At 60.6% G+C, this 21,679-nt stretch carries 21 protein-coding genes; 8 read left to right on the top strand and 13 right to left on the bottom strand.

Going from position 1 to position 21,679, the window contains the following annotated elements:
- The first annotated feature begins 202 nt into the window (after window positions 1-202).
- Window positions 203-1,201, top strand: coding sequence for an AraC family transcriptional regulator (locus PSEUDOMOFG3G_RS04915; RefSeq protein ID WP_047228747.1), 999 nt, complete (start codon window positions 203-205; stop codon window positions 1,199-1,201).
- 154 nt (window positions 1,202-1,355) lie between these two features.
- On the opposite strand, the gene PSEUDOMOFG3G_RS04910 is transcribed toward PSEUDOMOFG3G_RS04915, so the two are convergent.
- The 3 genes from PSEUDOMOFG3G_RS04910 to PSEUDOMOFG3G_RS04900 form a co-directional block, all read right to left on the bottom strand.
- Window positions 1,356-2,702 carry an ATP-binding protein gene (locus PSEUDOMOFG3G_RS04910; RefSeq protein WP_139049361.1) on the bottom strand — a complete coding sequence of 449 codons (1,347 nt, stop codon included), beginning with the start codon at window positions 2,700-2,702 and terminating at the stop codon, window positions 1,356-1,358.
- Window positions 2,699-3,376, bottom strand: a complete 678-nt coding sequence (locus tag PSEUDOMOFG3G_RS04905; protein WP_047228749.1) for a response regulator — start codon at window positions 3,374-3,376, stop codon at window positions 2,699-2,701. The genes PSEUDOMOFG3G_RS04910 and PSEUDOMOFG3G_RS04905 overlap by 4 nt, the downstream gene beginning before the upstream one ends.
- A 107-nt stretch (window positions 3,377-3,483) precedes the next feature.
- A complete protein-coding gene (locus tag PSEUDOMOFG3G_RS04900) occupies window positions 3,484-4,083 on the bottom strand; it encodes a hypothetical protein (protein WP_107321731.1) in 600 nt (199 codons plus the stop codon).
- A gap of 153 nt (window positions 4,084-4,236) precedes the next feature.
- On the opposite strand from PSEUDOMOFG3G_RS04900, the gene PSEUDOMOFG3G_RS04895 reads away from it, so the two are divergent.
- Together PSEUDOMOFG3G_RS04895 and PSEUDOMOFG3G_RS04890 are read left to right on the top strand one after the other, a co-directional pair.
- Window positions 4,237-5,028 carry a dienelactone hydrolase family protein gene (locus tag PSEUDOMOFG3G_RS04895; protein WP_047228751.1) on the top strand — a complete coding sequence of 264 codons (792 nt, stop codon included), beginning with the start codon at window positions 4,237-4,239 and terminating at the stop codon, window positions 5,026-5,028.
- Window positions 5,029-5,235: 207 nt separating this feature from the next.
- The gene (locus tag PSEUDOMOFG3G_RS04890; RefSeq protein WP_218277734.1) at window positions 5,236-5,961 is read left to right on the top strand and encodes a 4'-phosphopantetheinyl transferase; all 726 of its coding nucleotides are present in this window, start codon (window positions 5,236-5,238) and stop codon (window positions 5,959-5,961) included.
- 113 nt (window positions 5,962-6,074) lie between these two features.
- Here the strand turns inward: PSEUDOMOFG3G_RS04890 and PSEUDOMOFG3G_RS04885 are convergent, their stop codons facing one another.
- Window positions 6,075-7,685 carry an ATP-binding protein gene (locus PSEUDOMOFG3G_RS04885; protein ID WP_047228753.1) on the bottom strand — a complete coding sequence of 537 codons (1,611 nt, stop codon included), beginning with the start codon at window positions 7,683-7,685 and terminating at the stop codon, window positions 6,075-6,077.
- Window positions 7,682-8,404 carry a response regulator gene (locus PSEUDOMOFG3G_RS04880; protein ID WP_047228754.1) on the bottom strand — a complete coding sequence of 241 codons (723 nt, stop codon included), beginning with the start codon at window positions 8,402-8,404 and terminating at the stop codon, window positions 7,682-7,684. Before PSEUDOMOFG3G_RS04880 ends, PSEUDOMOFG3G_RS04885 begins: the two co-directional genes overlap by 4 nt.
- Before the next feature lie 795 nt (window positions 8,405-9,199).
- Here PSEUDOMOFG3G_RS04880 and PSEUDOMOFG3G_RS04875 point away from each other — a divergent pair.
- On the top strand, window positions 9,200-12,091 hold the full coding sequence (locus tag PSEUDOMOFG3G_RS04875; protein WP_139049360.1) for a ribonucleoside-diphosphate reductase subunit alpha: 2,892 nt from the start codon (window positions 9,200-9,202) through the stop codon (window positions 12,089-12,091).
- A 344-nt stretch (window positions 12,092-12,435) separates the two neighbouring features.
- Here PSEUDOMOFG3G_RS04875 and flgE read toward each other — a convergent pair whose 3' ends face one another.
- The 7 genes from flgE to PSEUDOMOFG3G_RS04840 are packed head-to-tail and all read right to left on the bottom strand — an operon-like array spanning window position 12,436 to window position 17,553.
- Entirely contained in the window at window positions 12,436-13,761 is a 1,326-nt protein-coding gene (gene flgE, locus PSEUDOMOFG3G_RS04870) for a flagellar hook protein FlgE (protein ID WP_139049359.1), read from the bottom strand.
- Between the two features lie 30 nt (window positions 13,762-13,791).
- Entirely contained in the window at window positions 13,792-14,514 is a 723-nt protein-coding gene (gene flgD / locus PSEUDOMOFG3G_RS04865) for a flagellar hook assembly protein FlgD (protein WP_047228757.1), read from the bottom strand.
- Window positions 14,515-14,529: 15 nt separating this feature from the next.
- Window positions 14,530-14,973 carry a flagellar basal body rod protein FlgC gene (gene flgC, locus PSEUDOMOFG3G_RS04860; RefSeq protein ID WP_014339780.1) on the bottom strand — a complete coding sequence of 148 codons (444 nt, stop codon included), beginning with the start codon at window positions 14,971-14,973 and terminating at the stop codon, window positions 14,530-14,532.
- 3 nt (window positions 14,974-14,976) lie between these two features.
- Window positions 14,977-15,384, bottom strand: coding sequence for a flagellar basal body rod protein FlgB (gene flgB / locus PSEUDOMOFG3G_RS04855; protein ID WP_047228758.1), 408 nt, complete (start codon window positions 15,382-15,384; stop codon window positions 14,977-14,979).
- The gene (locus tag PSEUDOMOFG3G_RS04850; protein ID WP_171061327.1) at window positions 15,365-15,745 is read right to left on the bottom strand and encodes a hypothetical protein; all 381 of its coding nucleotides are present in this window, start codon (window positions 15,743-15,745) and stop codon (window positions 15,365-15,367) included. Before PSEUDOMOFG3G_RS04850 ends, flgB begins: the two co-directional genes overlap by 20 nt.
- Window positions 15,746-16,573 (bottom strand): protein-glutamate O-methyltransferase CheR, encoded by an 828-nt coding sequence (gene cheR / locus PSEUDOMOFG3G_RS04845; RefSeq protein ID WP_139049357.1) that lies wholly within the window; start codon window positions 16,571-16,573, stop codon window positions 15,746-15,748.
- Between the two features lie 53 nt (window positions 16,574-16,626).
- On the bottom strand, window positions 16,627-17,553 hold the full coding sequence (locus PSEUDOMOFG3G_RS04840; protein WP_047228760.1) for a chemotaxis protein CheV: 927 nt from the start codon (window positions 17,551-17,553) through the stop codon (window positions 16,627-16,629).
- 78 nt (window positions 17,554-17,631) lie between these two features.
- Between PSEUDOMOFG3G_RS04840 and flgA the strand changes: the two genes are divergently transcribed.
- The 4 genes from flgA to PSEUDOMOFG3G_RS04820 all read left to right on the top strand — a co-directional run bounded on the left by flgA (window position 17,632) and on the right by PSEUDOMOFG3G_RS04820 (window position 20,236).
- Window positions 17,632-18,396 carry a flagellar basal body P-ring formation chaperone FlgA gene (gene flgA, locus PSEUDOMOFG3G_RS04835; protein WP_047228761.1) on the top strand — a complete coding sequence of 255 codons (765 nt, stop codon included), beginning with the start codon at window positions 17,632-17,634 and terminating at the stop codon, window positions 18,394-18,396.
- A 173-nt stretch (window positions 18,397-18,569) separates the two neighbouring features.
- Window positions 18,570-18,884 (top strand): flagellar biosynthesis anti-sigma factor FlgM, encoded by a 315-nt coding sequence (flgM, locus tag PSEUDOMOFG3G_RS04830; RefSeq protein ID WP_047228762.1) that lies wholly within the window; start codon window positions 18,570-18,572, stop codon window positions 18,882-18,884.
- Window positions 18,885-18,932: 48 nt separating this feature from the next.
- Window positions 18,933-19,400, top strand: coding sequence for a flagella synthesis protein FlgN (locus PSEUDOMOFG3G_RS04825; protein WP_047228763.1), 468 nt, complete (start codon window positions 18,933-18,935; stop codon window positions 19,398-19,400).
- Between the two features lie 89 nt (window positions 19,401-19,489).
- Window positions 19,490-20,236, top strand: a complete 747-nt coding sequence (locus PSEUDOMOFG3G_RS04820) for a flagellar brake protein (RefSeq protein WP_047228764.1) — start codon at window positions 19,490-19,492, stop codon at window positions 20,234-20,236.
- A gap of 62 nt (window positions 20,237-20,298) precedes the next feature.
- On the opposite strand, the gene PSEUDOMOFG3G_RS04815 is transcribed toward PSEUDOMOFG3G_RS04820, so the two are convergent.
- Window positions 20,299-21,672, bottom strand: coding sequence for an MFS transporter (locus PSEUDOMOFG3G_RS04815; RefSeq protein ID WP_139049356.1), 1,374 nt, complete (start codon window positions 21,670-21,672; stop codon window positions 20,299-20,301).
- Window positions 21,673-21,679 lie beyond the last annotated feature (7 nt).

Below are 21,679 nucleotides of genomic sequence, written 5' to 3'. Positions count from 1 at the left end.
CAAGGCCCATGCCATTTTCCGGAAAATGCCTACAACCCCTGAGCTACAAGGGCTACACGCGGGTAAACAGACCTGAACAGCCAGACGCAGATGGCGGATTCCCGCCCACAAGGCCGTTCTCGCTCCGGGATTTGGCGGATATCCGCCTTGTCGAGCGCAAGGCCCCTGCTACCATCGGCAGCTCAATAAACGGATTCCTGCCATGCGCCAACGCACCATCGCCAGCCACTTCGCCCGCGCCGCCCTGGGTGGTGCGCGCCGGCAAGGTTTCGATTACGTTCCCTTGTTGCAACAGCTGGGCATCAGCCCCGAGCTGTTGGACGAGCCGCGAGCACGCATAGCACCAGCGCAGTTCGCCAGCCTGTTGCAGGCCCTGCGGCTGGCACTGGGGGACGAGTATCTGGGGTTTGGTCGGGCCCCCAGTAAACCCGGGACGTTTGCCATGATGTGTCACGCGTTGATCCACTGCCGGACCCTGGGCAAGGCACTTCAGCGCGGGTTGTTGTTCTACAGCCTCTTCCCGGACGCCCCGAGCCTGACGCTTGAGGCCGAAGGGGAACGGGTGCGCTTGAACCTGGATGAAACGACACTGCGCGACCCCGACCATTTCCTGGCTGAAAGCCTGCTGGTGATCTGGCATCGCCTCGGCAGTTGGCTGATCGGCCAGCGGATCGGTCTGGAACAGGCGACATTCAGCTATGCCAAGCCCGCCCATGGGGCCGAGTACGATCTGTTGTTCCCCTGCCCGCTGGTGTTCCAGGCGCAACGTTGCAGCCTGTTGTTCCACAGTCGTTACCTGAATATGCCGTTGTTGCAGGACGAACGAACCCTCAAACACTTTCTCGAACATTCCCCCGCCGACCTGCTGTCACGCCCTGACGATGGCAACAGCCTGAGCAGCCAGCTACGCCGCCTGCTCAGCCGCGACGCCGCACGCTGGCCGGATCTGGACACCGTCGCCGCCCATCTGCACATCAGTCCGCAGACGTTGCGCCGGCATCTGCGGGAGGAAGGCACCAGCTTCCAGGAACTCAAGGATCAGCTGCGGCGGGATATCGCCATCTACCATCTGGGACGCGCGGACCTGTCGTTGCAGCAGATTGCCGAACAGCTGGGATTCTCTGAACCGTCGGCGTTTCACCGGGCATTCAAGAAATGGACGGGGGTGACGCCGGGGGCTTATCGGGAGCAGGAGAGTTGATGGAGGGGCTGCAGATTTTCAGTGGACACACAACCCGCGCGCCCCTCAGATCAAAATGTGGGAGCTTGGCTTGCCCGCGATGGCGCCCTTGAGACCGCCATCGCGGGCAAGTCATGCTCCCACAGGTCTGATTCCAGCAGGTATCCGTTAGCAGTCAAAGCACCGGAAAATGAATCCGAAATGCCGCCCCGCCCAACTCTGAATCCCCCAGGGTCAACCGGGCGCCGTAGCTTTCGATGATGTCTTTGACCACCGCCAGCCCAATGCCCTGCCCCGGATGCTGGCGATCCAGCCGTTCGCCACGCTGCAGAATCCGCGCGCGTTGATCCGGCGGCACACCTGGCCCGTCATCCTCGACACACAATTCAATACCGCCGAGGGTCTGATGCACGCTGATGCGCACCTCGCCCAGGCACAGCCGATAGGCGTTTTCCAACAGATTGCCGAGCATTTCCAGCAAGGCGCCCTGCTCGATCGGCACATGGCACTGCTCCGGCAGATCGAAGCTGACGTGGACGCGCTTGTCGCGATAGACCTTGTCCAGCGTATCGCACAGGCTTTGCAGCACCGGGCGCAAGCGCACCTGATGGCGCACCAGGCCACTTTTGCGCAGGCTCGCGCGCTGCAACTGATAGCCGATCTGCTGGCTCATGCGCTCGATCTGGCTTTGCAGCACCCAGGCCTGTCCACGATCTTCGGTGCGCCGGGCCATGTCTTCACTCACGCCTTGCAGCACCGCCAGCGGGGTTTTCAGGCTATGGGCCAGGTCATCGAGGGAGTCACGATAGCGGCTGCGCTGCTCCCGCTCGCCATGCAACAGGCGGTTGAGGGAACCGGTCAAGCGCAGCAGCTCCCGGGGGTGCTCGGTGCTGAGACTTTCCCGGCTGCCGCTTTCGATTTCGTCCAGTTCCTGGCTCAGGCGCCTCAACGCGCGAAGTCCCCAGCTCAGGCCAATCCACAACAGGGCCAACAACACTGCCAGCGCAGCACCGAAGCCCAGGTAGAGATTTTCCCGCAGGCCGTCGAGCGTCACTTCGTAATCGCGCACCGGTTGCAGGGTGACGAAACTGAACGCCGCGCTCTGGCCACCGAGCAGTTTGACTTCGACGTCGTAGACGAAAAACTCCTGGCCGTTGTCTTCGCGGATACGCGCGAACTGATCGCCCTGGCCGTCGTAGCGCGGCGTGTAATTGATGTTCTCTTCCCGAGTGGCCTTGGACCGCCACACCAGACGCCCGTCGCGATCATAGATGTAGCCCAGCAGACGGGCGTCGGCGAGGTTAAAGCGCTCATCGGGCAATTGCGCCGGCATCTTCAAGCGGTTGTTTTCCACGCGGGCAGCGGAAATGAGCGTGGTCACGTCCGACGCCAGGCGTTGTTCGATGGACTCCTGCAGGGCCAGGCTGAACGCGCCTTGCATGGCCGGCAGCAGTGCCAGCATGAACAACACCGCCAGGGTCATGGCGGCCAGCATCAACCGCAGCCGTAGCGAACGAATCACTGGCAACGCTCGTTGAACAGGTAACCCAGGCCACGCACGGTTTCGATCGGTTTGAAGCCGGCCGGGGCTTCCAGTTTGCGCCGCAGACGCCCCACTAGCACTTCGATGACATTGGGGTCACGCTCGTCGTCATCCGGGTAAAGCTGCTCCATCAAGCGGTCCTTGGCGACCACCTGCTGATGATGGCGCATCAGGTATTCAAGGATGCGGTATTCATAGGCCGTCAGCGCCAACGCTTCCTCACCCAGGGACGCTTGCTTGCGATTGAGGTCCAACAGCAACGGACCGGCCACGATGGTCGACTGGGTGAAACCACTGGAACGGCGCAACAACGCGTTCAGGCGGGCCTCCAGCTCTTCGAACTGAAACGGCTTGACCACGTAGTCGTCGGCACCGGCGGCCAGACCTTCGACCTTGTCCTGCCAGTTGCCGCGGGCAGTAAGGATCAGGATCGGGAAGGTCTTGTCCTGGGAGCGCAACCGGCGGATCAGCTCCAGCCCGCTGATGCCCGGCAAGCCCAGGTCGATCACCGCCAGGTCGTGATTGAATTGCGCGACCTGATACAAGGCCTCCTCGGCATTGGCCACGGCCTGCACCACATGGCCGCTGTCGGTCAGACGGGTCTGCAGGTGATGGCGCAGCAAGGCTTCGTCTTCGACGACCAGTAATTTCATGGGGCTCTCCCAGGCAAATCGAACAGTCCAGTCATGCACATCGGTTTACGAGAAGCGGCGCCGGATCGTCTTGGGCCGATCCGGCTGACCACGCTCACCTTCCAGCCTTAGAACGTGTAGTTGGCCGAGAGATAAGTCTGGGCACTGCTGGTCAGGTCCAGCGATCCAACCTTGCCACCTGCGTGGGGGCTCATCTCGGTGCTGGCGTTGCTGCGCAGGTAACGGTAACCCAGTTCCAGCGAGGTGTTTTGTGAAACCTTCTGCAGGATGCCGGCCTGCAAGCCCACGGCGTAGCCGATATCGCTGTCACGGCTATAGCCGGGGGAGTCCTGGGTCAGTTTGGTCAGGCCCGCCGTACCGCCGCCGAACAGCTTGGTGCTGCCGGTGACCGGATAGAACATATCGTAACTGCCCAGCAGGTTTTCCTGGCGCAATTTAATGCCATTGTGAGTGCCCGAAACGTTGTCGTACGTGGCGTAGTAGCGACCCTGGTCGTTTTGCCGGCCCAGTCGGACGCCATAGGTGGTGTCCTTGCCGATGATACCGTCGGCGTTCGGGTGATTGAGGTTAGCGTTCAGCGCGTCGGACTTCTTGACCTTGTCGCTGGTCTGGCCGAGGGTCAGGCTGGCGAAGTTGTCATCGGCGTGGGCCATGGCGCTGGCGCCCAGCACCGTGAAAGCCAACAGCAGAGTTTTCATGTGAGTCATGTTCAAGCTCCTGTGCAACGTGGGTGGTTTGTGAAGTCACAGCCACGTTAACCAACCGTCCCTGAATGGCCCTTGAACGTTCTCTGAACCTGTGCTGAATGAATCGGCTAAAGTGTTCTGTCTCACCCCCTGCACTTATCAAGGAGATCCGTCATGCACAGGTTGCTTGCTGTTGTACTTCTGGCCTTTAGCGCCGCGAGCCACGCCGCCATCCAGACCCAGGAGATTCCCTACACCAGTGCCGACGGCACCAAACTGATGGGTTACTACGCTTACGACGACGCGGTCAAAGGCCCGCGCCCGGGCGTGGTGGTGGTACATGAATGGTGGGGGCTGAACGATTATTCCAAGCGCCGCGCCCGTGACCTCGCGGGCCTGGGCTACAGCGCGCTGGCCATCGACATGTACGGCGACGGCAAGAACACCGAGCACCCCAAGGACGCCATGGCGTTCATGCAGGCGGCTCTCAAGGACGGCAAGGCGGCCAGTGCGCGGTTCCAGGCCGGCCTCGACCTGTTGAAGAAACAACCCCATACCGACCCGGACAAAATCGCCGCCATCGGTTACTGCTTCGGCGGCAAAGTGGTGCTGGATGCGGCGCGCCAGGGTGTTCCACTGGCCGGCGTGGTGAGTTTCCACGGCGCGCTGGTCACCAATACCCCGGCAACACCGGGCAGCGTCAAGGCCAAGGTCCTGGTCGAACATGGCGCGCTGGACAGCATGGTCACCCCGGACAACGTCACCGCGTTCAAGAGCGAAATGGACAAGGCCGGTGCCGACTACACCTTCGTCAACCTTGAAGGCGCCAAGCACGGCTTCAGCAACCCCGACGCCGACCGCCTGGGTCACGGCGAACATGGCGGGCCGGATATTGGCTACAACAAGCAAGCCGATGAAAAGTCCTGGGCGGACATGCAGAAGTTCTTCAAGAAGATTTTTGGCTGAACCCCATCCTTCAGCTGAAACACCCCCCTGTGGCGAGGGAGCTTGCTCCCGCTGGGCTGCGAAGCAGACCCAACGTCTGCGAGCGCTGCGCACTGGAGCGCCAGCCCGGTCGAGCGGGAGCAAGCTCCCTCGCCACAAAAGCCTCACCCGCTCACAATCTTTATGCCCCACTACCCAGCCTCAAGCCAACCCGGCAAAATGCCGGGCATGAACGCTCTCCCCGCCCTGCCCGCCTGCTGCACGCCCCTGGACGATCAATGGCTGTTGCCTCAAGTCCTGCCCGATACCCTGCTGCTGAGCACCCGCTTCGATCCGTTGTTGCTAAGCGCTGATGATTTTCCGAACAGTGCCATCGAGCCGCCCGCCAGCATCCAGCGTTCGGTGGCCAAGCGTCAGGCGGAATTTCTTGCCGGGCGGATCTGCGCCCGAGCGGCCCTTCATCAGTTGGACGGCCAGACGTGCGTGCCGGCCATCGGTGACGACCGCGCCCCGGTATGGCCGGCCCATGTCAGTGGCTCGATCACCCACAGCACCGGCCGGGCCGCGGCCATCGTCGCCAGAAAACACCACTGGCAAGGGCTGGGCATGGACCTGGAAAACCTGCTCGATCCCGAGCGGGCCGAGCGCCTGGCCGGTGAAATCCTTACCCCGCCGGAACTGCTGCGCATGGCCGCGACCGCGCAAGATGACCGAGCATTGCTGGTGACCCTGACCTTTTCCGTGAAGGAAAGCCTGTTCAAGGCGCTGTACCCGATCGTCAGGCAGCGCTTTTATTTCGAACATGCCCAAGTGCTGGAATGGACCCACAGCGGACAGGTTCGGCTGCAGTTGCTCACCGACCTGTCGGCCGAGTGGCGTCATGGCAGTGAACTGTCGGCGCAGTTTGGTGTGAAGGATGGGCAGTTGTTGAGTCTGGTGGGGATCAAGGCCTGAGATTTGTCGCGTTTTTCAGGCCCTTATCGCGAGCAGGCTCGCTCCCACAGGAGACTGCATTTCAATGTGGGAGCGAGCCTGCTCGCGATAAGGCCCGCACAGGCGCCACACCTTCAAGACCTGTCCTGATGCCGCGGCCAGCTCAAGCTGAAGCAGGCCCCACCCAGACTCTTGCTCTTGCCGATCAACGCCCGGCCATCGTGCCAGTGGATGATCCGCCGCACGATCGACAACCCCAACCCATGACCACCTGAAGCACGGGCACGGCTGTCGTCCAGGCGCAGGAAGGGCTTGAAGATCCGCTCCCACGCCGCCTCCGGCACGCCGGGCCCGTCGTCCTCGACGTCCACCCGACAACGCAACTGACCCACCTGGTAACTGACCGTCACCCGGGAGCTGGCGTGACGCATCGCATTGCTCACCAGGTTCTGCAGGGCCCGATGCAAGAAGCGCGGCTCGGCCTCGACCCAGGCGCCATCGCAATCAGCGGCAGACAGGCACAGGCCGCGCTCGACCGTAATCCCGGCCCGAAGCGGTCCCAACTCTTCAATGACCTGATTGACCAGCGCATCCAGATCCACGCGCTGGAAGTTCAGGGCCGGCGATCCCTGCTCCAGTCGCGCATAGGTCAGCATCTCGTCCACCAGCCGATCCAGGTCTTCGATGTCGTGATCCATGCCCGCCAGGTATTTGTCCCGGGCCTGGGGCGTGGTAGCGCTGCCGATCATCTCCAGGCCAAAACGCAGGCGCGCCACCGGGGTGCGCAACTCATGGGACACTGCACGCACCAGCTCCCGCTGAATCGCCAACAACTGCTGCAAGTGTTCGGCCATGCCGTTGAACGCGGCGGCCAATCGCCCTACCGAGTCAGCACCGCGAGCCGGCACCCGGGTTTCCAGGCTGCCCTGGGCGATCTGGGTGGCGGCCGATTCCAGACCACGCAGGCGCCGCTCCAACTGGCGCACCAACAGGTAAACGATCAGCCCGATCAGGCTCAACCCCAGCGCCGCGATCAGCACCAGCCACTCAGGCGGATAAGGGTTCATCTGGTACAACGGGCCGATTTCCAGCACCCACGGCGTACCGACCATGCCGGCGAACACCCGGATCGAGTCACCGCCCTTGCCCAGCGCCATGACCGTGTCGCCCTCGGCCACGCGCCGACGCTGGTCTTCGTCCATGTCCGCCTGCGTAATGGGCATCAGCCGCAGGTCAAACCCGAAGCCTTTTTCCTGCTTGAGTTGCGCCAGGCGTTCAGGCTGCTCGGCCACCGGGTAACGCACCAACTCATCGGCCAGCAGGTAGATAGTTGCCCGGGCCAGTTGCTCGCTGATCTGACGGACCTCCCCGACCAGCATCAGTTTTTCAGCGTCGCTGACCAGCCGATAAACTTTCGCCGCATGGGGCCCGGTCTGCTCCACCAGGGCCTGGCCGCGCATGACACGGGTGCGCTGGCCGAGATCCAGATCGGTCTGGGCGTAAGTCTGCAACGCCAGGGGAATGCCCAGCAGGCGTTCCCACACCGCCAGGGCCCGGCGTCGCTCGGTGTCGTTCATGGGCCGCAGATTATCGGCCATCAAGGAAAACGTGCCGTGGGCCAGACGCTCGCGGTACTGCTCACTGCGAGTCTGGTTGAGCAAATGCAGGGCCAGCACGCCGAGCACCGCCACCAGCACCAGCGCCGCGCACATGCCGCCGTAAATGCGCAGGAAGATCGAGTTCACGACGTCGGGTCTACGCAAGCTTCAGGAACGAACAGATAACCCTTGCTGCGGATGGTCTTGATCAGCCGTGGATGGTCCGGGTCGTCGCCGATCTTGGGACGGATGCGCGAGATGCGCACGTCGATGGAGCGGTCCTGGCCGTCATAACCGATGCCACGCAGGGCGGTGAAGATCTCTTCCCGGGACAGGATGCGCCCGGCGTTGGACACCAGCAGCCACAACAGATCGAACTCGGCACTGGTCAGCTCAATGCCGTGGTCTTGCAGCCAGGCTTCGCGCAAGGCGTTGTCCACTACCAGCGGGCCGAATTGCAAGCGCCGTGGCTTTTGCGACGTGGCCGGTTCCGGTTCGCTGCGTCGCAACAGGGCCTGGACGCGGGCCAAGAGCAAGCGTGGCCGCACCGGCTTGCAGACGTAATCGTCGGCGCCCAGGTCCAGGCCCTGGATCTGATCGGTGTCGTCGGTGCGGGCGGTGAGCATCAGGATCGGCCCGTCGTAATGCTCGCGTACCTTGCGGCAGATGCTCAGGCCGTCCTCGCCGGGCAGCATCAGGTCGAGGATCACCAGGTCCGGCTGCTCGGCAATGATCCGCGCCGCCGCCACCGCACCGTTGCCTTCAATGGCCACGCGCAGGCCGTTGCTTTCCAGGTACTCGCGAGTCAGCTCGGCCAGCCGCTGGTCATCCTCGACGATCAATACCTGCCAGGCTTCTTGTTCCACGGGGGGGCCTCGTCTTGTTGTGTATATAGAAGAAAGGATAGGCACCTGACTTGTGGCGAGGGAGCTTGCTCCCTCGCCACAAGACGTCCGCTCCAAATATAGAATCCAGATCCTCCCGTCTTTTTGTCATGTTAAAGGAGGATAAGCATGCCCATGCACGGGCCGATTGTATAAACGCCGGCCCTGCATAAAACAAGCGGACAAATGCGTTCGGTCGCGCGGGACTTGTGTGGTAACGTCCGCGCCCGCAAAAACCATCGGGCTGTTTTCGGATCGTTAAAACGATGAAAAAAGGTCCACTCCAGCAAGGTCGCGGCCTACAGAGCTGTTCCACGTTTCGCACACAAATTACGCACAGGCTTATCCACAGGTAGCACGTTGCATTCATCCCCCAAAACGCATTATCTTGTAGCCCGTCGCGTAAAAAACCCTACATGTAGGGTTTTCGACCAAAAACCAAACACAAGTCGGACAGATAATTCAAGCGCTTTTCTTGCCTTTGTCCGACTGAAACACCGCATTCCCCCAAGACCAGACCGCCCCCTGCGGATGGCCATCGTTTCAAGGTCAAAACGACCGGAACGGTACGGGTGTTGCAGTCCATTGCAGGCACCTCTGCAATCCGGTTTCGAGCCCAGGCTCGAAGCCCAGAACTTCGGAAGGAAGCGGTATTCAGGCCTGCTTCCTACTGTCCCGAAGTTGTTATACCCGGCGCCAGTCGGTTGTAGTGCTTCAGGACGGAACGGTGGGCACCGTGATGGTGCCCAAACAAACATAGAGAATGTGGAGACACCCATGCACACCGACACAACTCGCGAGAACCCGCAGGGCACCGCGCCGCTGGCCGCTGATTCGAACTCGGATCTGGCCGCTACCGCGCCTGGCCAACTGCGTGTGATCAAGCGTAACGGCACTGTCGTTCCTTACACCGATGACAAGATCACCGTCGCCATCACCAAAGCGTTTCTCGCAGTTGAGGGCGGCACCGCCGCCGCTTCGTCGCGCATCCACGACACCGTGGCCCGCCTGACCGAGCAAGTCACCGCAACCTTCAAGCGTCGCATGCCGTCGGGTGGCACCATCCACATCGAAGAAATCCAGGATCAGGTCGAACTGGCCCTGATGCGTGCCGGCGAGCAGAAAGTGGCGCGTGACTATGTGATCTATCGTGATTCGCGCGCCAAGGAACGCGCCATCCGCACCCCGGCCGACGCCCCGGTACTGGCTCACCCTTCGATCCGCATCGCACGCGCCGACGGCAGCCTCGCGCCGCTGGACATGGGTCGCCTGAACACCATCGTCACCGAAGCCTGCGAAGGCCTGGAAGAAGTCGACGGCGACCTGATCCAGCGCGAAACCCTGAAAAACCTCTATGACGGCGTCGCACTCAAGGATGTCAACACTGCACTGGTGATGACCGCGCGGACCCTGGTGGAACGCGAGCCGAACTACTCCTTCGTGACCGCCCGCCTGCTGATGGACACCCTGCGTGCCGAAGGCCTGAGCTTCCTGGAAGTCGCCGAGAGCGCGACCCACCACGAGATGGTCGACCTGTACGCCAAGGCCTTGCCGGCCTACGTCGCCAAGGGTATCGAATTCGAATTGCTGAACCCGGTACTGGCCGAGTTCGACCTGGAAAAGCTCGGCAAGGCGATCAACCACGAGCGCGACCAGCAGTTCACTTACCTGGGTCTGCAAACCCTGTACGACCGTTACTTCATCCACAAGGACGGTATCCGCTTCGAACTGCCGCAGATTTTCTTCATGCGCGTGGCCATGGGCCTGGCGATCGAAGAGAAGCAGCGTGAAGACCGTGCCATCGAGTTCTACAACCTGTTGTCGTCCTTCGACTACATGGCCTCGACCCCGACGCTGTTCAACGCCGGCACCCTGCGTCCACAACTGTCGAGCTGCTACCTGACCACCGTACCGGATGACCTGTCGGGCATCTACGGCGCCATCCACGACAACGCCATGCTGTCCAAATTTGCCGGCGGCCTGGGCAACGACTGGACCCCGGTTCGCGCATTGGGCTCGTACATCAAGGGCACCAACGGCAAATCCCAGGGCGTCGTACCGTTCCTCAAGGTAGTCAACGACACCGCAGTCGCGGTCAACCAGGGCGGCAAGCGCAAGGGCGCGGTGTGTGCCTACCTGGAAACCTGGCACATGGACATCGAAGAGTTCATCGAGCTGCGCAAGAACACCGGTGATGACCGTCGTCGCACCCACGACATGAACACCGCCAACTGGATCCCTGACCTGTTCATGAAGCGCGTCTTCGACGACGGCAAGTGGACCCTGTTCTCGCCATCCGAAGTTCCAGACCTGCATGACCTGACCGGCAAGGCTTTCGAAGAGCGCTACGAGTACTACGAAGCCCTGACCGAGTACAACAAGATCAAGCTGTTCAAAGTCGTCCAGGCCAAAGACCTGTGGCGCAAGATGCTGTCGATGCTGTTCGAAACCGGCCACCCATGGCTGACCTTCAAGGACCCGTGCAACCTGCGCAGCCCGCAGCAGCACGTGGGCGTGGTCCACAGCTCGAACCTGTGCACCGAGATCACCTTGAACACCAACAAGGACGAGATCGCCGTCTGCAACCTGGGCTCGATCAACCTGCCGAACCACATCGTCGATGGCAAGCTGGACACCGCCAAGCTGCAACGCACCGTGAACACCGCCGTGCGCATGCTCGACAACGTGATCGACATCAACTACTACTCGGTGCCGCAGGCGAAGAACTCCAACTTCAAGCACCGTCCGGTCGGCCTGGGCATCATGGGCTTCCAGGACGCCTTGTACCTGCAGCACATCCCGTACGGTTCGGACGCTGCGGTCGAGTTCGCCGACAAGTCCATGGAAGCGGTCAGCTACTACGCGATCCAGGCTTCCTGCGACCTGGCCGACGAGCGCGGCTCGTACGAGACGTTCCAGGGTTCGCTGTGGTCCAAGGGCGTGTTGCCGCTGGACTCGCAACAGATCCTGATCGAGCAGCGTGGCCAGAAATACATCGACGTTGACCTGAACGAATCCCTGGACTGGGCACCGGTTCGCGCCCGTGTACAGAAAGGCATCCGTAACTCCAACATCATGGCCATCGCACCGACCGCCACCATCGCCAACATCACTGGCGTGTCGCAGTCGATCGAACCGACCTACCAGAACCTGTATGTGAAATCGAACCTGTCGGGCGAGTTCACCGTGATCAACCCGTACCTGGTTCGCGACCTCAAGGCCCGCGGCCTGTGGGACTCGGTCATGATCAACGACCTGAAGTACTACGATGGTTCGGTACAGCAGATCGAGCGCATCCCGCAGGAGCTCAAGGAGCTCTACGCCACCGCGTTCGAAGTGGACACCAAGTGGATCGTCGACGCGGCCAGCCGTCGCCAGAAGTGGATCGACCAGGCTCAGTCGCTGAACCTGTACATCGCTGGCGCCTCGGGCAAGAAGCTGGACGTGACCTACCGCATGGCTTGGTACCGTGGCCTGAAAACCACCTACTACCTCCGTGCCCTGGCCGCCACCAGCACCGAGAAGTCGACCATCAACACCGGCAAGCTGAACGCTGTTTCCAGCGGCGGCAACCACGGTGACGATTCGGTCCTGGCGGCTCCAGCCGGCCCGGCACCCGTGCCAAAAGCCTGTGCGATCGACGAGCCGGATTGCGAAGCTTGCCAATAAGCTGAGTGGGTGAGCGCTGCAAGGCGCTTGCTAAAAGAAAACCCCCGATAGACCGCTGGTTTATCGGGGGTTTTCTTTTGCCTTGAGAAAAGTAGCGACTGGGCGCGCCCCATCGCGAGCAGGCTCGCTCCCACATATGTTCCGGTTCGTTCGCAAGATTTGCGCTCACTGAAAATCCCTGTGGGAGCGGCTTTGGTTCAGCCAGTGACCACATTGGAATGCGTCCACCTGTGGGAGCGAGCCTGCTCGCGATGAGGCCGGGACAGCCCCCCCGAAAACACCCACCCACAAAAAAGCCCCTCTTGCGAGGGGCTTCTTGTGCAGCGTTCAAGCGACCTTCGATATCAAGCCATCTGAATGATGGTCTGCATGATGGTGCTCTGGGTGGAGATGGTCTTGGCGTTCGCTTGGTAGTTGCTCTGGGCCTTGATCAGCTCGACCAGTTCGTTGGTCAGGTTGACGTTGGACTCTTCCAGGGAGTTGGAGACGATCGAACCCAGGGTGCCGGTTTCCGGGGCATCGTAGCCCGGGATGCCCGACGCGAAGGTTTCTTTCCAGCTGCTGCCGCCTACCGGCTGCAAACCTTGCTCGTTGGTGAAGCTGGCGAGGGCGAGCTGACCGATCGGCTTGGTCTGGTTGTTGCTGAAGTTGGCCAGCAGTACACCACTACCATCGATGGTCAGGTTGGTGATCTGGCCGGTGGCGTAGCCGTTCTGGGCAGGGATTGACCGAGCGGTGTCAGCGTTGAATTGGGTGGTGTTGGCCATGGAGACCGTAATCGTCGACGAACCGGCACCGTTGGCGGTCCACACGCCGTTGGTCACGGTACCCGGCACCCAACCGTCCAGTTCCAAATCGTTACTGATGGTCGGCGCGGTCGGCGGAACTGTGACCGGTCCTGGAGTACTGACCTGAACCAACTTACCACTCGAATCAAAGGTCATCGTCGAAGGAACGGGAGCGTTCGGCGCAACCGGCGCACTGCCATTGAGGTTACGGCCATCGATCAGGGTGTAGACATCCCACGTGTTGGCGCCAGTCTTGACCATGTACTGGTCCATCGAGTGCTGGTTGCCCTGGGTATCGTAGACAGGTGTGGTGAATTGCTTGGTGAACGTGGCGGTATCGGTTGGATCGAATACGTAGGGAGCCGCCTGGGAAATCGGCGTCGCCGTCGAATTCAGGTTAATCGTCGACGAAACCAGGCTGGTCGCTTGCGGCGGCAGGTTGGAAGTGTCGATACGCAGGTCGGTCAGAATACCGTTGAGGATGTTGCCATTGGCATCCACGCCATAGCCCTGCAAACGCGCAGTGCCATCGCTGTTGGTGATGAAACCTTCCTTGTCGGTCTTGAACGTACCGGCACGGGTGTAGCTCAGGGAACCGTCGTTGCTCAGGACAAAGAAGCCCGAACCCTGGATGCCCATGTCCAGCACGTTGCCGGTGTTGTTGACGTCACCCTGGCTGAACTGCTGGGAGACGTTGGCCAGGCGCACGCCGTTACCGACGGTCTTGGTGCCGCTGCCCAGCCTGGTGGCCGAGTAGACGTCTTCGAATTCCGCACGGGACGATTTGAAACCGGTGGTCGCCACGTTGGCGATGTTGTTGCCGGTCACGTCCAGGTGCTTGTTGGCTGCATAGAGACCGCTAAGGCCGATGTTGAAAGACATGTTGCACTCCTTTTGCCGGTTTAGTCGGCTCTACATACCAATAGTTTGTACTTTGGACAGGGCGATGCTGCCCAGCCCGGCCAGGTTGAGCATCAGCTCACCGCCCGTCTGGCTGATCGTCACGCTGCTGACGGTCGCCGGCAGGTTGGTGATCAGCGACACGGGCTTGTCGTCGATAGTGGTCGAAGCGGTGAAGGTGTAAGTACCCGACTCAAGGGTGGTGCCCGCATCGTTCTTGCCATCCCATATGAAGGCCGAATTACCGGCATTCTGGCTACCCAGCTCGATCGTACGAACGGTCTTGCCGTCCTTGTCCGCGATCTTGATCGCGAGCGAGGACACCGAGGCTGGTACCACCACCGTGCCGTTGAGGCTCTTGGAGGTATCGACCACAGCCTTGTTACCCGGGGCTATGACCGAACGGCCCACCAGTGACGAGGCTTGCAGGGCCTGGGACGAGTTGTAGTTGCCGGCAATACCGCTCACGGTTTCGTTGAGTGTGGTGATGCCTTCCAGGCTGCTGAATTGCGCCAACTGGGCAACGAACTCGCCGTTATCCTGCGGCTCCAGCGGGTTCTGGTTTTTCAGCTGGGTGACCAGCAATTGCAGGAACGCATCCTTGCCCAGTTCCTTGGAACCGGTAGCCGCATTCGTCGCCGAGGCCAGGCCATCGGTGGTGGTGTTGGTCTTGACCGAGGAGTTGGCCAGAATCTCGTTGAGGCTCAAACCACTGGTGGTGTTGGTGACGCTCATGTGACTCGCCCCTTATCACTGACCGAGGGTCAGGACCTTCTGCATCATGGTTTTGGCGGTGTTCATCATTTCGACGTTGGTCTGGAACGAACGACTGGCGGAAATCATGTCGGCCATTTCTTCAACGACGTTCACGTTCGGGTAATAGACGTAGCCCTTGGCGTCGGCGGCCGGGTGGTTCGGCTCGTAGCGTGCGTCGAGGTTGCTCTGGTCTTCGACCACGCCGAGCACCTGCACACCCTGCCCTGCGGCGTCCTGCTCCTGGAACAGCGAGTCGCTGCCGCCGGATTGGCCGCCCTGGAACATGGTGGCGAACACCGGGTGACGGGCACGGTAGGTCTGGTCGATGCTCGACGACACGGTCTCGGCGTTGGCGATGTTACTGGCAACGGTGTTCAGACGCGTGGTCTGGGCACTCATGGCGCTGCCGGCAATGTTGAATACGCTCGCAATCGACATGACTTACTCTCCGCGCAGGGCCGATACCAGCCCTTTGAATTTGCTATTGAGCAGGGTGAAGCTGGCCTGGAAGTTCACGGAGTTTTCCGTGTAGTTGGACTGTTCCAGTTGAGCGTCCACGGTGTTCTGGTCGATCGAAGGCTGCATCGGCGTGCGGTACATCAGCGACTCATCGGCATTGCCCAGGCCTTCGGCTTCGATGTGACGGCTGTTGGTCATGTTCAGGGCGAAGTGGCCGTTCTTGGCCTTCTCGTTCTGCTCGGCGAGCACTTTGGAGAAGTCCAGGTCCCGAGCCTTGAAGTTCGGGGTGTCGGCGTTGGCGATGTTGTTGGCCAGGACTTCGGCACGCTGGGCTCGGAAGCTCAGGGCCTTTTCGTGGATGCCGAGCGCTTTATCGAAACTGATGCTCATGTTGGAAACCTTCGGGTGACCAGAATTTACGTACGATGGACATAGCAAGCGTCGTGCCACTTTCAAAAAGCCCATAAACCGGGGCTTTTGCGGGCATCGGCAAAGCGGCAATGCCAGAAAAGCGGCAATCGGTTTCCGCTGGCTGCCGCTTTTCTGCCGCTTCCACCCAGGCAATGGGGATCAAATGTGGGAGCGAGCTTGCTCGCGATAGCGGTGTGTCAGTCAACATTGATGGCGTCTGCAATACCGCTATCGCGAGCAAGCTCGCTCCCACAGGAGGCTGTGGTGCATTGGAAAAAACCGGCAGGCAAAAAAAACGGGAGCCTTTGCGGACTCCCGTTTTTTTTGACAACCCAAGCAATCACTTCGCCTGATAGATGATCCCTGGACTGCACTGCACCATCTGGTAGTGGTCCGGCAAACCGTTCAATGCCTCGGAGGCGCCGAGGAACAGGTAGCCGCCCGGTTTGAGCGTGCTGTGGATGCGCAGCAGGATGTCTTTTTTCACTTCGGCAGAGAAGTAGATCAGCACGTTGCGGCAGAACACGATGTCGAACTTGCCCAGACTGGCGTAGCTGTCCAGCAGGTTGAACGAGCGGAATTCCACGCGGTTCTTGATCGGCGCCTTGACCACCCATTTACCCGGCCCTTTGGGGTCGAAGTAGCGTTGCAGGCGATCAGGCGACAGGCCGCGGCCGATGGCCAGGCTGTCGTATTCGCCGGTCTTGCAGTTGTTGAGCATCGTTCCGGACAAATCGGTGGCGACGATTTGCACGCCCATTTTCAGCTGGCCGATATTGGTCCGCTCGAACTCATCGATGGACATCGACAGCGAATAGGGTTCCTGTCCCGACGAACAGGCCGCCGACCAGATCCGCAAGCGTTGCCCCGGACTGGCCTTGATGGCCGCCGGCAGCACCCTGTTCTTCAACACCTCGAACGGATAGGTGTCGCGAAACCACAGGGTTTCGTTGGTGGTCATGGCATCCACCACCATCTCGCGCAACCCACTGCGCGGCTGGGTCTGGATGCGCTGGACCAGTTCGCCCAACGATTTCAGGCCCTGTTGCTCCATCAACTTATTGAGACGGCTCGACACCAGGTATTGCTTGTTTTCACCAAGCAAAATGCCACAGGCTTTTTCCAGGAAGACCCGGAACTGTTCGAAATCCAAATTACCCGTAGACAAAATACCGCCTCTTTCATCGTATTGACTTGCCGGGCGCACAACGCGCCCAACCTTTATTCTGCAGCCTTGATGCGCTCGACTACCCGGGAAGCCAGGTCATCGGGCCGGAACTTGGCCAGAAAATCATCGGCCCCCACCTTCTTGACCATCGCCTGGTTGAAAACACCGGACAACGAGGTGTGCAAGACAATATGCAGCTTTTGCATGCGCGGGTCGTTGCGGATTTCCGACGTCAGGGTGTACCCGTCCATCTCCGGCATTTCAATGTCGGAGATCATCATCAGAAACTCCTCTTCCGGCTTCTTGCCCTCTTCCACCAGCTTGCGCAGGTAATCCAGGGCCTGGCGTCCGTCGTTCAACGCTACCACTTCGACACCGACCGTTTGTAGACAACGGGTCACCTGCTTACGTGCCACCGAAGAATCATCAACCGTCAGGACCCGCAGCGAAATCGCCTTGTGCTGGGTTTCGGCGTCGACCACCCCCACGGAAATCGTTTCCGGGGTCGGTGCCACTTCGGCGAGGATTTTCTCCACGTCGATGATTTCCACCAACTGGTTATCGACCCGGGTCACCGCCGTGAGGTAGTGATCGCGACCGGTGCCCTTGGGCGGCGGATGGATCTCTTCCCAGTTCATGTTGACGATGCGCTCCACCGAGCGCACCAGGAAGCCCTGGGTCTTGGTGTTGTACTCGGTGATGATCACGAACGGATTGCTCTGATCCAGAAGCCGTCCCGAACCGGTCGCCATCGCCAGATCGAGAATCGGGATGGTCGCTCCGCGGATATTGGCCACACCGCACACGACGGGGCTGGACTTGGGCATCAGGGTCAGCTTCGGGCACTGGAGCACCTCGCGAACCTTGAATACGTTGATCCCGTACATCTGTTGGCCGTCGAGACGGAACAACAACAGCTCCAGGCGATTCTGACCGACCAGCTGAGTGCGCTGGTTTACCGAATCCATTACTCCCGCCATGCCCTGACTCCTACCTAACGCTAATGTGTCCGACGCGCATTCATCACTAAACGGCACGGGGCTTGCTATTGAACCGGCATGAACGCACAAACGACATTTTTTCGACGCCTGACCACTCACTGCCGCCACTGGCTCGGTGCACTGTTGGCTGCCTGCCTGCTCGCTTTGGGCGGCCCTGCCTTTGGTGCTGTTCCGGTTACCTTGCCTGATCTCCTTATCGGCGTCACTCAGGGCTTTCTTGAATTCACCGTAGAAGACTACCTGGCAACCAGTCAAACCGAAGGTCGCTACGAAATCGAAGTCAACCAGCTCGACCCGCGCCTGCGCATGCCCATGTGTGACAAGGAATTGACTGCGTCTCTGGAGAGCCCGGCCAGACCACTGGGCCGGGTCACGGTGAAGCTGCGGTGCGACAGCGCCGCGCCCTGGACGGTGTTCGTGCCCGCTCAAGTGCGCCTGTTTCGCGAAATCGTCACCACCACCCGTCCGCTCAAGCGGGCCGGGATCGTCGAGCCTCAGGACGTGACACTGCGTGAACGGGATGTCAGCCAGATCAACCAGGGTTTCCTCACCTCCGTCGATCAGGCCATCGGTCAGAAACTTGTCCGACCAATGGTCGCCGACCAGGTCATTACCCTGGTCCACCTGGAACAAGCCGAAGTGGTGCGCAAGGGCGATCAGGTGGTCATCACCGCCCGCAGCGGGACCCTGGCCGTGCGGATGCCGGGCGAGGCTTTGTCCAACGGCGGCATGCGAGAACAGATTCGGGTAAAAAACCTTAATTCCCAACGTGTTATCAAGGCGCAGGTAATGGCCCCAGGCCATGTGGAAGTGGCTATGTAGCGATCGGGTGGAAATGGGTAGAGAGCTGGCGCTTGCCCACGGTGTTCCCTAGACTGTGCCTTACGCAAAGGCATGCGCAGACGTGCGCACGTTCATTGAATAAATGAGCCTAAAGTTTTTTTGGGGATGGCCGAAAACATGGCAAGCGTCCAAATACCCAGAGGTTTTTTACCATGGTCATCGATTTCAATCGTTTAAACAGCTCTTCACCGCTAACAGGCACTACGCGCCCTAACGCCAGCAAGGAAACCGTCGAAACCGACAAATCCGCGCCGGCCGAACAAGCCGCCACTGTCAGCAACGGGGAGTCGGTACACCTCAGCAATGAGGCTCAGCAGTTGCAGAAGGTCACTGACAAGCTGCGCGATCAACCTGTCGTCGACAACGCCCGTGTGGCCGAGTTGAAAGCAGCAATCGCCGATGGCAGCTATAAAGTCGACAGCAACCGTGTAGCCAGCAAACTGCTCAACTTCGAAGCCCAGCGCTAGGCCAACGCCTGCGCCAGGCTTTTGGACGCTTAAGACCTAAGGCCAGCCATGCACGACACTAATTTGTTGCAACTGATCACCGACGACTTTGCCCCGGCGCAACAATTGCTGGAGCTATTGCAGGCCGAGTCCCTGGCATTGCACGGTCGCGACATGCCGTCGCTGGAGAATATCCTGGCGCAGAAACAGGCATTGATCATTCTGCTCGATCAGCATGGCCGCAAGCGCAGCGAGATCCTCGCCAGCCTCAACCTGCCCGCCAATCGCGATGGCCTTGAGCAGCTGGCCAGCCAGTCGTCGGTGGGCGATCAACTGTTGTCCCAAAGTGAAGTGCTCAACGACCTGCTCGCTCAATGCCAGGCCGCCAACATTCGCAACGGACAGTCGATCCAGGTTCAGCAAGCCGCCACCGCCAACCAGTTGCGCATTCTCAACGGCGGTGAAATCCCGACGCTCTATGACGCTCGCGGTTCGACCGCCAAGATGGTCAAGCACCGCCCGCTCAGCCAGGCATGAAACGAACAGTGCCGGCGCTCTATCAACGCGCGACACATGCTGGCAAAATGCTGGCTACTCGTCGTATTTTGCCTGGAGATTGACCCACCGTGTTCAATGCCTCAAACGCGGATGATGCTCCGCAGCCGCCCAAGGTCCTCGCCACGCCCCTGGAAATTTCCGGCAACCTGCGGATGCTGCAAGATAGCCATGACCCGCTGATCATCACCTTCCACGAACGCAGCCAGCGCTTCCAGAGCTATCTGGTCGATGTCGACCGGGAGCGTAACGCCCTCGCCCTGGACGAAATGATCCCCCGGGACGGTGAACGCTTCCTGTTGGCGGGCGAGCCGTTTCGTGTCGAGGGTTTCCATGATGGCGTGCGCATCGCGTGGGAAAGCAACGGCCCTTTGACCATCGATGAGTCCAGCGACGGCCGCTGCTATCGCGGCGCCTTGCCTGATGAAGTGGTTTACCACCAACGCCGCAACGCCTTCCGCGCCGCCCTCAAGCTGGCGCAACTGGTAAGCGTCGAGCTGGGCGGTGACAAACTCAAGTCACCGGTTGACGGCAAGCTGCTGGACATTTCCGCCACAGGCTGCAAGTTGCGTTTCGAAGGTGACATTACCGCACGCCTGCAATTGGGCCAGGTCTACGAGCGCTTTATCGCGGCATTGCCCTTCGGCAACATGACCGCACCGGTCGAACTGCGCTATCTGCATTTCGAAGAAAGGATCAACACCACCTTCGCCGGCGTACGCTTCCACAACATCAGCGGCCTGGTGCAACGGCAGGTTGAGCGTTTCGTGTATCAGCTACAGCGCGAAGCCCGTCGTTTCGACAAAGACGACCTCTGATTTTCGACACGTAAAAAAACGGGCAGTCCCTTGCGGTGACTGCCCGTTTTTTTATGACTGGCTCAAGGCCTGGCCTGAGTGAAATCGGGGCTCGACGGCTCGTCGCTGGCCTCTTCGGCGGCAACTTCCTCCATGACGGGTTCTTCGTCGGCCGGTTCTTCCGTCGGCACAGGATCGACGTGCATCTGCTCCTGCACCACTTGTTCGTCCACACGGGGATCCAGGCACGCCACCAGAGGCGAACTGGACATGCTGTCCGGCATTGCCACGTGATGCAGCGGTGCGTCGTCGACCTGATGCAGGTTGGTCACCGCCTTCGGCCGGATTCGCCACACCAGCACCAGGGCGAAGAAGGCAAAAAAGGCATAGAGCATCTGGCTGCCGAACATCTTCATCAGCACCCCCGCTACCAGCGGCCCGATACTGGCGCCAACCCCATAGGTCACCAGCAGCATGGCCGTCAGGGATACCCTTCGATCAGCTTCGACGTGGTCGTTGGAAAACGCCACCGCCAACGGATACAGGCAGAACTGCACCAGCGAACAGAAGAATCCCGCGACGAACAGCACCTCCAACGGCACCGTGGGCAATATCGCCAACGGCAGCGCACAGACTGTCAGCACCAGCGCAAAGCAGCGGATCAGCAGCGCCCGGTCATATCGATCGGAGAGCCAGCCCAGGGGCCACTGAACCAGCAATCCGGCAAAGATGCAGCTACCCATGAACAGACCAACCTGCTCGGTCGACAGCCCCTGCTGAGAAGCGTACAGCGGCGCCAAGCCATAGAACGAACCGACGATCAGCCCCGAGCCCAGCACCGTACTCAATGACTGCGGCACTCGCTTGATGAAAAAGCGCGGCTCCATGGGCGCCGGGTGCAGCGCCGCAGGGTGAATCCGCCGGGTGAGTGTCACCGGCACCAGGCACAAGGCGAAGCACAGCGCCACCAGCATCAGCAACTCAAGCCCCAAGGCCGGGTGCATGACCAGAATCAACTGACCCAGCACCAGGCCCAGGTAGGAAGCGATCATGTAACCACTGAATACCACGCCACGCTGCTTGGCATCGGCCTGCTCGTTGAGCCAGCTCTCGATCACCATGTACTGGCACATCATGCCCAGGCCGACAATTACCCGCAGCACGATCCAGGCCGGCAGCCAATCCACCAGGCCATGGCCCAGCACCGCCGCACCGACAATCCCGGCGCAGGCCGAATAAGCCCGGATGTGCCCGACGCGGGCGATCAGCCGGTGGCCGATCTTGCCCCCCAGCACCAGGCCGAAATAGTTGGCGGCCATCAGCGCACCGACCCACAGGCTGTCGACATTGTCGGCAGCCAGGCGCAAGGCCAGGTAGGTACTCAGCAGGCCCGAGCCGATCAACATCATCAGCGAGGCGAAATACAGCGCTCGAAAAGGTTTCCAGATTTGGCGCATCGGCGTT

It is taken from the genome of Pseudomonas sp. FG-3G (genome assembly GCF_901007645.1).
GTDB lineage: Bacteria > Pseudomonadota > Gammaproteobacteria > Pseudomonadales > Pseudomonadaceae > Aquipseudomonas > Aquipseudomonas rhizophila.
This window is presented reverse-complemented; position numbering and strand designations above follow the sequence as displayed.